Genomic DNA, 15803 nt, shown 5'->3' on the forward strand with positions numbered 1-15803 from the left:
CGCCGTGCCCAGCGCTGCAACGTGTCCCGCTCGTCCTCAGTCAAAGTCAACAGGGGCATCGGCCTGCCGGTACGTGCCATCCATGCACCCTACACTTCAAGGACGGATTTATGGCGCATAACACTAGTAAGTGATGCGCTCGGCCGCGAGCATCTCGCCGATCAGCCTGATCCTCAGTGTGGGCAGATCGACACCGTCGCCCCTCCGGGAGTCGATGTTGAGCGCTCTTGCCAGCGAACCCAGCGAAAGTACGACCGTACCGGCGGCCAGGTTCGTGGCAGCAGCGACGGCCTCCAAGCTCGCGTGACCTCCCTTTATGGCATCAAGTATCTCGTGTTCGCGGCGAATGGGACTTAGCACGTGGTTGTGCAGGAGTCCATCCTGCTCGATGTGGAGCTTCATACCTCTCGTCCGGAGAATGTCCCGGAGAAGGCCGATGCGGGCCGCGTTGTCGGTGTCCCCGAGGCTGTACTCACCGGCCAGTTCGTTCAAAATCTGGTCAACCGTCGTGCGTTTCTTGTGGTTGAGCGCCTCCATGATTTCGGCGACCGAATTTGCGCCATTCGAGATCGCCGCGAGAACGCGCGCTTTGATCTCCGATGTGTTGTCCACGTAGGCGGCGCTCATGTCGACGGCCTCGTTGTCCACCTCCGCTGCGAACGCCTGTTCCGCCCTGATTTTGCGGCCCCAGTCGCGCAGTTGCTGCACTGCTACCGGAAGAGGCGAGCCACTCCAGGCGATAAGCTGCTGTGCCCAATATTCAGGGTTCTGCCCCCGCCAGCCTACCAACGCCGACACAAGCACACGGCCGTCCTCCTCCGGATTCGGATTCGGTTCCGCTAGGTTGAGATCGACCCATTGCGCCAATCGTACCCACAACGGATCATTTCGCGACATCAGGGTGGCCGATGGTCTCGCAGCGACCTTCGCCTTCTTGTTCGAGTGCGGATCGGCGCCGGCCGGGGGCGCCTTGCGCGTGGCCTTCCTCACCTTCTCGCCCGCCACCAAACTCACCTGGATCAAGCGACGCTCGATCGCGAGATAGCGGAACAACTCGAGGCGTTCATTCGACTTGCCGAGCTGCTCCGCACCGATGGCTACGGCGAACTGGTACAATGCCTTCTGAACATGCGCTTTGGCGAAGAGAGCCGGCGGAACGTCGCCAATGACGGTCACCTTGTTTTCCACAATGTACGACAGAATCGCCCTCTGCTCTGGAGTGAACTTCTTCATCCGCTCGTTGACCCAGGAAAGATTCGGCTCACCTTCGGAGTCGAGATGTGTGCGCACCCACTCAGCCACCGCGGACGGTCCCGACACGTTGTGGAACCGGAGCTGCGGTCCTTTGGCCCGATCGTCGACCGGGGTAATCGCCGGGGCCGGCATCGTCGACCGCAGCTGGCCGACGGGCCGCTGCGGTTCGCGCGCCGCTTGGGTGGCCGGAACGCCCGATGCGGCCGGCATGCCGCCACGGTGCGGCGCCACGCCCGTGGCGCCCGTCAACCGGGGATCTCGAGCCGGTACGGCAGGATTGTTCGTGTGCAGTGCGCGCTGCCGTCCCCACGCGTGCATCCTGGTGATCAGGTCGATCGGGTCCGCGGCCTGCGCCCCGAAACTCGGCGCTGCCGTGACCAGCCCGTTCCACGTGGCCTGTGCGTCACTTCCGGACAGTCCCATGGCGTAGTGGAGGATGTTCTGCTGCAGCACGTTGTCGCTGGGATCCAGATGCCCCGGCAACGCCGCGAGCCACACCGCGACCTGAAACACCCAGTCGGGCGCCACGGTTGGCGCAACGGGCTGCGCACTCGCGACATTCGAGACATTCACACCGGCCTGCACCGGAGGAGCTCCAACACCGGCGCTCGCCGGGGCCGACGCTTTCCGGCGCTCGGAGATCAGATTCTCCAGGTTGTACGGCAGGTCGACCACGTGTTCCTGAATGACCCAGTCCGCCAGGCAGTTTCTGGCGGCCAGCCACCCGGTTCCGTAGTGTTCTTCCAATAACTTGTCCAGGGCGTCTTCGTCCTCGATTCTCGTCACGCCTTCCTGGACCAGCCGTTCCACGATTCCCTTGACGCTTGTCTCCAGCGGAACGCCCTCACCCATCGAGGTCAATGCCGATATCATCCGCTGTAGCACGGATTCGACGCTGAGAGAACCTGTCCGGGAGGCCCACGCCAGCAAGAAACCGGAGAGTGCCTCGGCCTGACGGTCGCCGTACAGTGCCGTGAGCAATGTGTCCAGACTTCCGTCAGGAATGACCCTCCATCCCTGGACAGCAGCGTCCTGGGCCACGCTCCGCAGCCACAGCTCGGCTTCCTGATCCGCCGCAGTGGGATATGTCATCCTCCCAGGCTGGCCATGGAGGAGCCGTCGAACAAGGCCCGGTGGCCGCGCTGCCTGATGGCTTGGCCGGATCGGCGCGCGGGTTACGAAGACAAGATCACCTTCAAGGCGTCCGCCACCGATGCCTCACCGTTCGCGACGGCGATTCCGTCGGGCCGGCGGTGCAGGCGCGAGGTCCGCAACCTTGCTCCGCTGCCGGACCTGGACGATTCCGCGGGTCGACGCGTCGGTGCTGCCGGCGTGCCGATGGACACGTCCGGAAGTCACAGCGGTGGTCGGCCGCCGAAGGCCCCGGACGCGGGGCAGCGACGAGCCCACCGTCGGTCACCTACGACGCCAAGGGCCACCGGTGGGCGCGATCGCACCACCATCCCACCCACCTGGCCGGGACTCCCGCCCCGGGCCCGACAAGCCACGCAGCGCGCAGCCGGCAGTGCGGGTCATGAGACGTCCGCCCGGGCGGGAGCGCCCATCGGTACTCAGGCGTCGCAGCGGCACCTTCCAGGACCGCTCTCGTGCCCCTGTCCGGGATTGCCCGCGCGTCACCCGACGGTCACCCCGGCTACCGACGGCCGCTGCCGGGCCGTCGCAGATCATGTCTCGACCGACCGGGGCCGCTTCCCGGGAGGACAAGAAACGGGGAGCCGGACTCCCGCTCGGTCTCCGACTACCGGCTGCGCGCTTACCGTTCGACAATGCGACCGACAGGGCTGTGCTTCGCTGGAGTGGCACGCCAGCTCGACGCCATGAGAGCCGGCGAAGTGACCGCGCGGGAACTTGTGACCGAGTACCTCTCGCGCATCGATCATTTCAACGAACAGCTCAACGCCTATCGACTGGTGTTCGGCGAGGAGGCGCTCGCACAGGCGGACGCGGCCGACCGGCGCCGGGAGCGCGGAGAGGACGCGCCGTTGCTGGGTGTGGCGATCGCGGTCAAAGAGGACATCGCGCTCGCCGGACTGCCGACGACGAAGGGGACCAACGCCGCCCACACCCCGGCGCCGGCCGATGCCGCCGTCGTACGCAGACTGCGTGCCGCCGGCGCCATCGTCATCGGGCGCGCACGGATGCCCGAACTGGGACTGTGGCCGTTCACCGAGACGACGTGGGCCGGCCCGACTCGCAACCCGTGGTCGCTCGAGCATTCTCCCGGCGGGTCCAGTGGTGGTCCCGCCGCAGCCGTCGCGGCGGGACTGGCAGCCGCAGCCATCGGCACCGACGGCGGGGGATCGTTGAGCGTCCCGGCCTCGGTCACGGGCTTGTTCACCATCAAGCCCCAGCGCGGACGCGTGTCCATGGCCCCGGAGCAACAACTGTGGGGTGGTCTCGTGGTCGTCGCGCCGCTCACCCGCACAGTACTCGACTGGGCGCTGATCGCCGACCAACTCGTCGGCGCCGAGCCGGACGACGAGCACGTGGCACGGCCACCGAGGACGACCTTCACCGAAGCCGCACGCACCCACCCGTCCCGTCTCCGCATCGGTGTCTCGCTCCGACCGTGGGGACCGGGGATCCGGATCGATGACGAACCACGCAACTCGGTGTTGCGCACGGTGGTGCTCCTTTCCGAACTCGGTCATGACGTGGTCCGGCTGGATCCCCCGATGAAGGACCTCACCGCATCCACTGCCTTCGGCATGCGGTACCTCTCCAACGCGCACGAGGCGCGGATGACCATGGAACTGCCGGACGCAGTCGAACCACGCACAAAGGCGGTGGGCGAGTTGGGACGCCGCCTGCCGAAGCCGCTGGTCCGATGGGCCAACCGCGGCGACGCCCGCCTAACGGAGTTCGCGAATCGGATATTCGCCGAAGTCGACGTGCTCCTCACCCCGGCACTTTCCCGTCCGCCCATCAAGATCGCCGAATGGGATGGCATCCGCGTGGTGCGTGCCCTGTCGTCGTCCGCGAGCTACGCGACCTTCCTCCCGCTGTGGAACATCGCGGGGAACCCCGCCGCCGTGGTGCCGGCCGGGCACACCACCGCCGGGTTGCCGCTGGGAGTCCAGCTCATCGGCCGCCGGCACGACGAATGCACACTGCTGTCCCTGTCCGGGCAACTGGAACAGGCACGGCCTTGGGCGCAGCGCATCCCACCCGGGTTCCGCCACGACGAGCAGTCCCGGAACCAGCCGGTCCCGCCCCCCGAGGACACTCCCCCACGACCGTAGCCATCAGCGCACCGCCGGCCAGTCGGCGTCGCCGGTCAAGCACGAGGTCAAGCGGATCCACCTCGGAAGCTTTCTGTTCGCGATCTTCGCAAACCGCTCCGGCACCGTCCGGAAAGGACGACGGTACTCCCCGGCTGGGCGCGCCCATCACCGTGCGCACCACCATCAACCGTTCTTGCGTCAACTCGAGTCGATCCGAGACCGTTCATGTGGGCGAAGAGCGCACCGACGGCGATGTGATCGGCCCGCTTCGGCATCGGCGAGCGGAAGCACATCATAGCTCCACAGGCCCCCGCCACCCGCCGCGCGGTTCGTCCTGGCGGGATGCCCGTACAGCCAACCCGACCTGGGTCCGCACGAACACCTCGGTGCGCGGCTGAGTTCAGCCGAGCGGGCGCGAGGGTCGACCCAGGCGGTCAACGAGGTACTGCAGTACGTCGACCTGGGAACCGTCGGAGACGAGGACGGAGTGGGTGAACTGGTTGACCTCGAGCCAGAACTTCACGGTTCGGGGAGCCGGCCGGTTGACTGCTGCAGCAGGCCCGGCGCACGCGGGCAGGGCAGGTGCAGCAGAACCACGCCGTGAATGCGCGGCCGCGCCGCGACCGACCGCCACGAACCGCCGCCCCGATGCCGTCGGATGCGGGCCGCCACGGTTGGCCGACCGCGCTCGTGACGGTCGCCGGCCGGCAACCGTCGTCGGGCACCCTCGGTCCGGTTGAGCCGCCGACCCGACGGCCGCAAACGGACGTGCTTACACCACCTCTCCGGCATTCGCACGACAAAAGGGCTGCCCGGAGGGATCGCACACCGCCCTTTCGGGAAGACGAGCTATTCCCAATACGACCCCAAGGGGCACTCGCTCATCCCCTCCCGCAAACTACACTTCCACCGAGTGACTCCGATCACAGGAGCAATACCGACCGTCGATCCGAAGGGCGGAGAATTGAGCCGTGAACGCACCCACACCGAGCACTCCAGCCGCGCCGGTAACCGATCTCTTCGCCAGGCCCATGGGCGATCTCCGACTTTCGGTCATTGATCAATGCAACTTGAGATGCCAGTACTGCATGCCCGAAGAGCATTACACGTGGCTGCCCAGAACGGATCTGCTCACTGTGGACGAGATCGGGCGTCTCGTTTCGGCATTCATCAGCTTGGGCGTCACCAAGGTTCGGCTCACGGGCGGTGAACCCCTGATCCGGCCCAATCTGCCGGAGATCGTGCAGCGGATCGCGCAGCACTTCGACGACACGTCCGGCCTCGATGACCTGGCAATTACCACCAATGGCGTCCTGCTCTCGGACAAGCTCGACGCTCTGAAGGCCGCCGGACTGAGACGGGTCACGATCAGCATCGACACCCTCGATCCCCACCGGTTCGCCGCGCTCAGCAAGCGGAAGACCCACCACAAGGTCATCGAAGGAATCCGGTCGGTCCCCGCGGCCGGATTTCAGGACACGAAACTGGACTCCGTCGTCATGCGTGGGTTCAACGAAGACGAGCTCGGCGACCTGATCGAGTTCGCCAGAACAGTGCCCGCCGAGGTTCGCTTCATCGAGTACATGGATGTCGGAGGAGCGACGCACTGGTCGAAGGACAAGGTCTTCCCCAAGGCGGAGATGCTCGAGCTCCTCACCAAGCGCTACGGGTCGATCGAGGCACTGCCGAAATCCGACGCCGCTCCCGCCTCCCGCTTTATGCTTCCCGACGGAGCCACGTTCGGAATCATCGCATCGACGACGGAACCGTTCTGCTCGACGTGCAACCGGTCTCGCGTCACTGCCGACGGAATGTGGCTGCACTGCCTCTATTCGCTCGCCGGTACCAACCTGCGCCACTCGTTGCGCTCGGGCGTGACCGACGAGGAGCTCCGGGCACTGCTGGCGGCCGGTTGGACGCGGCGAGCCGACCGCGGTGCCGAGAACCGAAGCAACATGCGCGAGCGCAAGGTATTCCTGCCCGCCGACCAGCTCAAACGCGATCCACACCTGGAAATGCACACCCGAGGCGGTTGATCGGAAAGGGGCCGGCATGACCTCACCACCCGAACTGGCGGCGGCGCGTCTGGCCGGGGCCGCCGCAGACTTCCCCATCCTGGACAGGGAGATGCGGAACGGGCGGCGTCTCGTCTACCTCGACTCGGGCGCCACGTCACAAAAACCACGCCAGGTGCTCGACGCGGAGCGCGCCTTCTACGAGCAGTCCAACTCGGCGGCGCACCGCAGCGCCCACCAGCTGTCGGTCGAGGCCACCACCGCCTACGAGGGCGCACGCGCGACCGTCGCGTCGTTCCTCGGAGCGGACCACGGGGAAGTCGTGTTCACCCGAAGTGCGACGGAGTCGCTCAACGTGGTGACGCATGCGATGACCCCCTCGGCCAACGAGCTCGCGCTGCGTCCCGGCGACGAAGTCGTGATCACCGAAATGGAGCACCACGCCAACATCCTGCCCTGGCAACAGGTTTGCGCGCGAACGGGCGCCACCCTACGCTGGTTCGACGTCACCGATGACGGCCGGCTCGATCTGTCGGCTCTCGACTCGCTCGTCAACGACCGGACCCGAGTGGTCGCGCTGACCCAGCAGTCGAACGTCCTGGGCACCATCAACCCGGTGGCGGTGGTCGCGGCTCGCGCCCACGAGGTCGGTGCGGTGGTCGTCGTCGACGCGGCGCAGTCGGTGCCGCACATGCCGGTGGACGCCGCCGCCCTCGGCGCGGACGTCCTCGTCTTCTCCGGTCACAAGATGTGCGGTCCCTCGGGAATCGGTGTCCTCTGGGTACGCCGTGAGCTGATCGACCAGCTGCCGCCCCTGCTCACCGGTGGCTCGATGGTGGAGCACGTGACGATGACCTCGGCGACGTTCCGGGTGGCTCCCCACCACCTCGAAGCAGGAGTGCCCGCCACCGCGCAGGCCGTCGGGCTGGCCGCCGCCGTCGACTACCTCGGCACGTGGGGCATGGACGTGATCTCGGCACACTCACGCGCGTTGGCTGCCGCGGCGCTCAGGCGACTGTCCGCCATGCACGAAGTACGGGTGATCGGCCCCATGGACGGCGACGACCGGGGCGGCACGGTGACGTTCGTGGTCGACGGCCTACCCGCCCACCGTGTCGGCCACCACCTCGACGAGCTGGGGGTCGCGGTGAGAATCGGGCAGCACTGCGCTCAGCCGCTTCACCAGAGGTTCGGGTTGCCCGCGACGGTGCGGGCGAGTTTCTACCTATACAACACCTCCGCCGACGTCGACGCGCTCGTCGGCGGTGTCGAGGACTTGCTGACGCGCGACGGGCGCACCCGAAACGCACACACATGCGCCGAGCTAGAGCGAGGAGGGTCTCATGTTGGCCGGTCGGCATGACCACCAGGAGCATGTCACGCACCACTCCGTGTGTCACGGCAGTGAGCATGCGCTGACCCCCGCGCAGATCGCGGAAGGCATCGAGTCGACACCGGGGTGGGAAGAGCGCGGTGGGAGGCTCCGCCGGACCTTCCGGTTCCCCTCCTTCGACGACACCATGAGGTTTGTCGACCGCATGGCCGAGTTGGCGCAGTCCGCGAACCACCACCCCGACTTCTCCGTCAGCGACAAGCGGGTCGTTTCGGTCGAATTGTGGACGCACAAGATGGGCTGTCTGACGTCACTGGACTTCGACCTGGCGATGTCGATCAACGAGGTCCACGACCTCATGGTTCCCGGGGAGTGACGTCGTGCAGAGCGAGAAGACCACACTGACCCACGTCGACGAGCAGGGTGCCGCGCGCATGGTCGACGTGTCGGCCAAGGCCGTCACCACTCGACGGGCTCGAGCCTCGGGTGCGGTGGTGATGTCCCCGGCGACCCTCGGGCTGATCACCGGCGGAGCGGTCGGAAAGGGCGACGTCCTCGCCGCCGCCAGGCTGGCGGGGATCATGGCCGCCAAACGCACCGGCGACCTCATCCCGTTGTGCCACCCACTCGGCATCGACGCCGTGTCGGTGGACCTCGTGCCCAGCCTGCCGGACCGGCTGCTGATCACCGCGACCGTCACCACCACGGGCCGTACCGGTGTGGAGATGGAAGCGCTCACTGCCGTCAGCTTGGCCGCGCTGACCGTCTACGACATGTGCAAGGCGGCAGACCGCGCCATGGCGATCACCGGCATCGTCCTCGAGGAGAAGTCCGGCGGACGTTCAGGGCACTACGTACGAGACCGCGACCACGCGGTCGACGGCGCGGACCGGTAGGAGGGAAGAGCAATGCCCGGTGACAAGATCGCCGTCAACGTCCTGTACTTCGGCCTGGTGCGGGAACGCTGTGGCAACCTCAGGACGGAGGAGGTCGCACTCGACGACGGAGCGACCGTCGCCGACCTCGTCGAGGATGTGGCGGGCAGACACCCCAGAGTCGCCGCTTACTGCAATTACGTGCAGCTCGCGGTCAACGAGTCGATCGCCCCACGATCCACGCTCCTCAAGCATGGCGACACTGTCGCGTTCATCCCCCAAGTCGCCGGCGGATCGGGCCCGTACTACCAGGTGACCGACCGACCGCTGGACATCGGTCGGGTCGTCGCAGCAGTGACCGGACCGGCCCAAGGCGGCGTCGTCGTGTTCGTGGGCAACGTCCGGGACCACAACGATGGGCATGACGTCGTCAGCTTGCACTACGAAGCGTACGACTCGATGGCCCTGCGCACGTTCCAATCGATCATCGAACGCTGTGAGGCGATCGGCCAGGGCGTACAGGTCGCCATCGAACACCGCGTCGGAGAACTCACGATCGGCGACGCCGCAGTCGTCATCGCCGCCGCGGCACCACACCGGGCGGAAGCGTTCGAGGCCGCGCGGACCGCCATCGAACTGCTCAAGGCCGAAACTCCGATCTGGAAGAAGGAGCTCACCCCGACGGGCGCGGAGTGGATTGGTGACCGACCGTGACCGTTGAGACCAGGCCGGATCTCCTGGACCACCCGGACCGGATCAAGTGGAACGAGAAGTACGAGCGGCTCGGGGTCGCCGACTCCGAGCCGGCCACTCCCCCGTGGCTGGTCGACGTCCTCGGACGCGACCTCCCGGAAGGAGCCGTGCTCGAACTCGCCAGCGGACCTTCGTCCGCGCTCGTCGAGTTCGCCGCCCGAGGACGAAGCGTCACAGCGATCGACGTCTCCGACGCCGCGCTGCGCCGGCTGGAACAGCTGGCGATGCGGAGGGATGTCCTGGCACGGTTGAGCCTGGTCCACGCCGATCTCGGCGCTTGGAGGGCTGACGGGCCGAACTACGCCCTCGTGGTGTGTCGCTACTTCTGGGACCCGGCGGTGTTCCTCGAAGCCTGCCGAGCGGTCGCACCGGGCGGTCTGATCCTGTGGGAAGCGCCGGTCGCGGCCGGCCGGTCACATGTGCGTGCGAGCTGGTGCCTCGCCCCGGGGGAGCCCGCTGCTCTCCTGCCGCCCGACTTCCATGTGCTGCGCGCGGACGACCTCCCGCAACGGAATGCCCACGGCATGGAGACCGCACGGCGCATGATCGCCCGGCGTGAGCTCGTACGACCGAAGGATCGGGAATGAAGCCCCATCTGATCTGGGACTGGAACGGCACCCTCCTCGACGACCGGACCCTGTTCGTCGAGTCGCTGCTGGGCCTCCTCGCGGAAGAGGGTGTCGTCGACCTGACGCCCGAGACCGTCACAGCGAGGTTCGCCACACCGTTGCAGGCATGCGTGGAGAACCTGCTGCGGCGCCCCGTTCCACCGGACCGGTGGCCCTCGATGGACGCCAGGTTCCACGCGCGTTACAACGCCGGACGTGCGCGTGCGCCGCTGGTGCGCAGTGCCCGGACGGCGCTCGACAGGGGGAGGCGGCTCGCGGCCGGCCAATCGCTGGTTTCCCACTGGCCCCACACGGAGGTGGTCCAGGCGGTCGCCTACCACCACCTCGAGGATCTGTTCGACGAGGTGAGAGGATCGCGGTCCGCCGAAGCGCCGAAGTCCGTGGAGCTGACGGCTCTCATGACCGAGCGACACCTCTCACCGGACGAGACCGTCCTCATCGGCGACTCGGTCAACGATATCGACTCGGCGCGCGAAGTCGGCATACGGATGGTGCTCGTCCAGGAGGCCTCCCTGGCGCCGATCGATGAGATTCACCGCGGATCGGCGGGTGTCACTGTCGCATCGTCCGCCGCCGACGCCGTCGAGATCGCCTGCGCCGTCGTGGATCACCACGGGCGAGCGCGCGGTCTTTGATCAAGGCTCAACGGCGGGATCGGCACGTTCCATCCAGCCTCCGCATCGCGAGCAAGGAACCCGAGCAGGACATTCCGGTCGGAGGTGACATGCCACAGGACGACCCGGAGCACGTCGCCCACGGTGCCGCTGTGCCGCCGAGACCGCGCCGCAATGCCCTGGCCGTGGCCCTGCTGATCTCCATCGGACTCGCGGGACTGGACTCCGCGATCGTCACGACGATGGTTCCCCCGCTCGTGGCAGAACTGGGCGGACTCGACTCGTTCTCGTGGATCTTCTCCGTTTACGTCGTGGCGTCGGCGGCGACGGTGACCATTGCCGGACGGCTCGCCGACCTCCACGGGCGCAAGCCGCTCCTCCTCGCCTCGATGGCACTGTTCCTCACCGGTTCCCTCTTGTGCGCACTGGCGTGGAGCATGCCCTCCTTGATCGGGTTCCGCGTGGTCCAGGGCATCGGAGCAGGTGGGCTCGTGTCGCTGAGCCAAACCGTCGCCGGTGACATGTTCAGCCTGGGCCAGCGCGCGAAGTTCGTCACGGCGCTGTCCGTGGTGCACGGCCTGACCGGACTGTGCGGCCCGCTGATCGGAACTGTGGCCGTGGCTCACGTGTCGTGGCGTTGGCTTTTCCTGGCCGGTCTCCCGCCGGGTCTGCTGGCCGGCGTGCTCATGCTGGGCTGGTCCGAGCAAAAGCCGAACCGTCGCCCGCGCTTCGACGTCGCGGGCACGCTGCTGTTCGTCCTCGCGACTCTGACCCTCCTCCTGGCCATCGAGCAGAACTGGCAGGGGCTGCGGCTCCTCGTGGCGTCCGCCTTGCTCGTCGTGGCGTCCGCGCTTTTCCTCGCATTCGTCAAACGGGAGCACATCGCCTTCGAGCCGATCGTACCGACATGGCTGTTACACAACCAGTTCATCGGTGCCGTCTGCGCGGTACGCATCATCGCCGGAGTCACACTCAGCGGCGTCTTGGTCTGCCTTCCGTTCTTCGCCGAGGCTGCGTCGGGCTCGGCGCGAGCCGGACCGGGACCATTGCTGGTGGCTCTGCTGGTGGGGTGGCCCGCGGGTTCAGCGGCGTCGGGGTGGCTGTGCCTGGTCCTCGGTTTCCGGGGGAGCGCGTTGATCGGCGCGTTTGCGTCCGGCATGAGCGGACTCACCCTCGCACTGGCCTCCACCGATGGCTCCCCCGCAGTGATCGTGCTCTGCGTCGGTGGAATCGGAGCAGCCAACGGACTGCTCATCCAGTCGACCCAGATCGGGGTTCAGGCCGCTGCCCGGCACCACCAGCGTGGGGTCGTCACCGGCACCCTGCTGTACGCGAGGACGATCGGCATGGCCATCGGCGCGGGCCTACTCGGCTCGCTGGTCGACGAGACGCTCGCCACCCGCATGGCCTCCGCCCCCGCCGAACTCGCGACGAAGCTACCGTCGTCGGCAGACGGCGTCATCGGCTTCATCCGAGACCCGAGCGGCGACCCACGAGGACAGGCCTACCTGCAACAGGCGCTGCAGCACGTGTCGGACAGCGTATTCTGGGGGGTCGCCTTCCTCAGTGTGCTCGCGACGCTGCTCGTGCTGACGGTCGGGTGGCGCTCATATCTCACCGAGTCCCCCACCGGACAAACGCGTACTCCTCCCTAGGGACGTCGAGTGCACACTGTCGCAAGTCGCGGCACGGTGAAGTCGGTTCGGCCAGGTCCGTTCGGACGGACGCCGGCACTGCACACCAGGCGGGCCGCCCCACCCGGCTCTCGTCGACGTGCGCCACCGTCCGTCGGGCGCACCGGTTCCTATCCATCCGGGAACCCAGATCTCCGGACGCAACACCTAAACTCAGGCCGCACAACGTGTGTGCGTCTGCAGCGAAACCCGGCTTCATCAGACGAGGAGAAGCGATCAGCATGAAGTCCTCGCGGCGCGGCGGCGATACCGAATCGAGCACTGCGGTCAGCCGATCCCCCACGACGCGTCGGGCGCCGCGCCGGAGAACGGTGCTCCCGGCGCCCCACCCGATCCGCTGTGCCTCGCCCGAGGGGCGCACATGAAAGCGCTGATCATCGGCTGCGGAATGGTCGGACCAGCCGCCGCTCTCGCACTGCGGCGCACCGGTGTCGACCCGGTGATCCTGGAGAAGGCCGCCGGGCCTCGGGAAAGCACCGGCGGTATCCTGAACTTCCCGCCCAACGGCATGGCCATCCTCGACGCCCTGAGCTGCGGACCCCGGATCAGGCACAACGGGTACGTCAAGGTCCGTTACGCCGACGACAAGCGCGGGGCCACCGACCGGCCCCTCTACCCGTTCATCGCGATCCGTCGAAACGTCGCAGCACGAGTCCTGCGCGAGGCGGCCACCGAAGCCGGGATTCCGGTCGAATTCGGCAAAGAGCTCACCGGCATCCACTTGCCCGCGGCCGGGGGCGTGGAAGCCCGGTTCCACGACGGAACCACCGTGACGGGCGATGTTCTCCTGGGCTGCGACGGCGTGCACTCCGCGACCCGCCGGCTCCTCTTGCCGAACACGCCGAAGCCGAGGTATACGAAAAGAACTTACGTCACAAGCAGGTTGCAAACCGGCGTCCCAAGTGCGGGTCGCGACTCGAGACTGACATACCGCACCGCCGCGTCGTCGTTCATCTCCAACGTCTCAGCCACCGGTAACGCGTTCTGGACGGCAATCCTCTACCACCCGACCCAGTTTGCGGTCACCCAGCACGGCGAACCTTCCCCGAAATATTGGTCCGCGATCCTCGAAGCGGAGTTCGGCGACGCCCCGGCAGAGATCTTGCGCCTGATCCGCCAAAACCCGCCGGCGTCCTCCCACCAGGTTTACGAACTACCACCCCTATCTCGCTGGTTCTCCGGTTCGGCCTGCCTCCTCGGTGACGCGGCTCATGCCAGCACGCCCTACCATGCGCAGGGATTTGCCCTCGGACTGGAAGACGCAGTCACCCTCGCCGCCTGCTTGAAAAAGCATCGGGGTGCCGGCGCGGCCTTCATGGAGTACCAGTCCGTCCGGAAGGCGAGGTGCGACTACGTCGTACGCAGCGCACGACGAGCCGGGTGGCTCAGGAACCCGTCCACTCACACGCAGAAGTTCATCTGGAAGCTCTTCGCTCAGTTCTACCTGCCGATCCTGGACGCCGAGGCGGCACGGATCGCGGCACACCGCGTCCCCGTCCTCTGACCACGGAGTCCCCCGCTTGGGCTTGGCCAGCCGGGCCGCCACGCCCGGGCGTGATTACTCCCGAGGGGTGCGGTCACGGGGCACGCCCTGTTGTGGAGGTGACGTCCGTGGCGGGAGGCCGTCGTTGGGACGGCCCCGAAAGGCGGGATAGACGACTCGGTCGGCAGCGGTTCGGCGAGCCGGATGTCGTCCAGTTCACGCCTCGTCGCCGCGGGTAACAGAGCGCTCCGGCCCGAGGCCGCCGATGGCGTGGTCCGGGAAGCACGCAGCCGGTCGCGTGTCGCATCGGCACTCGAACTCCGGCCTTTCACGGCGGACCGCACCACAGGTCGAGGTACCTGAACTCTTACCCGTGCGGGCAGGTGATCCTCGAAGCCGTGAGGTATAGCATGAACATGCACCCACTGCCCGCAATTCACCGCGCCGCGCCGGCAAGACCCAGCCGTCTTCCCATGATCCGGTCCACCGCGAGCCATATCGCCATGGCGCATGACGCCGACTTCTCGTTCGCATGCAACTGGAGGAGAAATGACTGGATCAGCGACCTCCACGGAGCCCGGAGGTGCGGGATCGAGGATTTATGACTTCCCGTTTCCCCGGGAGATCGCCGTCGAGCTTTCCCCGCAGATGTTGTACCTGCAGAAGAACGAGCCCATAGCTCAGATCCGGCTGCCTTCCGGAGGGAAGGTGTGGCTCGCCACCCGGTACGACGACGTCCGCGAAATCCTGGCTGATCGAAGGTTCAGCATCGCTGCGGCAACGGCCGAAGACGCCCCTGAACTGACCCGCAGGGTCAAGTTGTACCCCGGTTTGCTCATGCTCGACCCACCCCTCCACACCAAGCTGCGCGGCATATTCGTGCGTGCGCTGCGATCACAGCCGGACGAAAGGGTCGACGCCCTCGTGCAGGGATCGATGGACGAGACGCTGTCCACCCTGGCCGCGGGGTCTCTGCCCGTCGACTTGATCGACGACTTCTGCAAGCCGATGGTGACCCGCTTCTCCGCCGCGCTGGTCGGCGTCCCCGAACGCACTATCGAACGCTTCAGGACGAACTTCGCCGTAGTGCTCGCGCTGGGAGGGGTCGAAAGGGCCGACACGTACCGCGCGGCCGACGAACTGCGTGCCATAGCTTCGGAGATGATCCGTGTCCGCCGCAAGAAGCCGAGTTCCGACGTGGCCGGCCTGATCGTGACCGAGTTCGACGCCCAAGAGGAGCCTCTGCCTGAGGACAACTTGATCGGCCTGGTCATCCAGTCGATGAGCGCCACCGCATTTCCGGTCATTTCCCAGCTGTCCTACGCCATCATGGCGCTGCTGCGCCACCCGGACCAGTGGAATCTCCTCCGCGCCCGCCCGGAGTTGCTGGACTCCGCAGTACAGGAATGCTTGCGCTTCATTGCCCCGATTGAGATCGATCACCTTCGAATCGCCCTCGAGGACGTCGAGGTCGCAGGGCGGTTCTTTCCGAAGGGTTCGGTGGTCGCAACGTCGGTCGCCGCAGCAAATCTCGACGAGGAGAAGTTTCAGAATCCCACCGAGTTTGATATCACGCGAACGGACAACAGGCACCTCGCTTTCGGCCACGGAGTGCACAGGTGCCCAGGGTCCTCCGTGGGCACTCGCATGCTGACGGTCGTTCTGCACACACTGCTGCAGCGCGTTCCGAACTTGCATCTGGTTTCACCAGCCAATCAGAGCAATGTACTCGACAGGTACAACCACGTGCTGCTTCCTGGCGATGTTTTAATAGCTTGGTAAGAGCGTGTCTCATGTGGTGAGTTTGCGGAGTCTCTTGTAGCAGGTGAGACTGGCTCCGAGGATGACGAAGGCGAGGAAGTGCTCTGCTTTGCGTTCGTAGCGCAGGGTCAAACGTCGGTATCCGGT

Annotated in this window: 12 protein-coding genes; 11 read left to right on the forward strand and 1 reads right to left on the reverse strand. The window is 66.6% G+C overall.

The annotated features are described in order from the left end of the window. Positions 1-123 precede the first annotated feature (123 nt). Positions 124-2346: a hypothetical protein gene (locus ACLJOU_RS46470; RefSeq protein WP_410575705.1), complete on the reverse strand. Its 2223-nt coding sequence runs from the start codon at positions 2344-2346 to the stop codon at positions 124-126. 725 nt (positions 2347-3071) lie between these two features. On the opposite strand from ACLJOU_RS46470, the gene ACLJOU_RS46475 reads away from it, so the two are divergent. The 11 genes from ACLJOU_RS46475 to ACLJOU_RS46525 all read left to right on the forward strand — a co-directional run bounded on the left by ACLJOU_RS46475 (position 3072) and on the right by ACLJOU_RS46525 (position 15677). Next, positions 3072-4517, forward strand: coding sequence for an amidase (locus ACLJOU_RS46475; RefSeq protein ID WP_410575706.1), 1446 nt, complete (start codon positions 3072-3074; stop codon positions 4515-4517). Between the two features lie 953 nt (positions 4518-5470). Continuing rightward, positions 5471-6535, forward strand: a complete 1065-nt coding sequence (gene moaA / locus ACLJOU_RS46480) for a GTP 3',8-cyclase MoaA (protein ID WP_410575707.1) — start codon at positions 5471-5473, stop codon at positions 6533-6535. 16 nt (positions 6536-6551) lie between these two features. Continuing rightward, complete coding sequence (locus tag ACLJOU_RS46485) at positions 6552-7877, forward strand: SufS family cysteine desulfurase (protein ID WP_410575716.1); 1326 nt, start codon at positions 6552-6554, stop codon at positions 7875-7877. Further along, positions 7858-8223, forward strand: coding sequence for a 4a-hydroxytetrahydrobiopterin dehydratase (locus ACLJOU_RS46490; RefSeq protein WP_410575708.1), 366 nt, complete (start codon positions 7858-7860; stop codon positions 8221-8223). Before ACLJOU_RS46485 ends, ACLJOU_RS46490 begins: the two co-directional genes overlap by 20 nt. A 4-nt stretch (positions 8224-8227) precedes the next feature. Beyond that, on the forward strand, positions 8228-8743 hold the full coding sequence (moaC, locus tag ACLJOU_RS46495) for a cyclic pyranopterin monophosphate synthase MoaC (protein WP_410575709.1): 516 nt from the start codon (positions 8228-8230) through the stop codon (positions 8741-8743). A 12-nt stretch (positions 8744-8755) separates the two neighbouring features. Then, positions 8756-9436, forward strand: coding sequence for a molybdopterin converting factor subunit 1 (moaD, locus tag ACLJOU_RS46500; RefSeq protein ID WP_410575710.1), 681 nt, complete (start codon positions 8756-8758; stop codon positions 9434-9436). Positions 9437-9582: 146 nt separating this feature from the next. Then, positions 9583-10062: a class I SAM-dependent methyltransferase gene (locus ACLJOU_RS46505; protein WP_410575711.1), complete on the forward strand. Its 480-nt coding sequence runs from the start codon at positions 9583-9585 to the stop codon at positions 10060-10062. Next, positions 10059-10739: an HAD family hydrolase gene (locus ACLJOU_RS46510; protein WP_410575712.1), complete on the forward strand. Its 681-nt coding sequence runs from the start codon at positions 10059-10061 to the stop codon at positions 10737-10739. The genes ACLJOU_RS46505 and ACLJOU_RS46510 overlap by 4 nt, the downstream gene beginning before the upstream one ends. 89 nt (positions 10740-10828) lie before the next feature. Next, positions 10829-12373: an MFS transporter gene (locus ACLJOU_RS46515; RefSeq protein ID WP_410575713.1), complete on the forward strand. Its 1545-nt coding sequence runs from the start codon at positions 10829-10831 to the stop codon at positions 12371-12373. Between the two features lie 400 nt (positions 12374-12773). Next, complete coding sequence (locus tag ACLJOU_RS46520; protein WP_410575714.1) at positions 12774-13916, forward strand: FAD-dependent oxidoreductase; 1143 nt, start codon at positions 12774-12776, stop codon at positions 13914-13916. Positions 13917-14444: 528 nt separating this feature from the next. Then, positions 14445-15677 (forward strand): cytochrome P450, encoded by a 1233-nt coding sequence (locus ACLJOU_RS46525; RefSeq protein WP_410575715.1) that lies wholly within the window; start codon positions 14445-14447, stop codon positions 15675-15677. Positions 15678-15803 lie beyond the last annotated feature (126 nt).

Origin of the sequence: Amycolatopsis sp. cmx-4-61 (assembly GCF_046548775.1) — a bacterium.
Taxonomy (GTDB): Bacteria; Actinomycetota; Actinomycetes; order Mycobacteriales; family Pseudonocardiaceae; genus Amycolatopsis.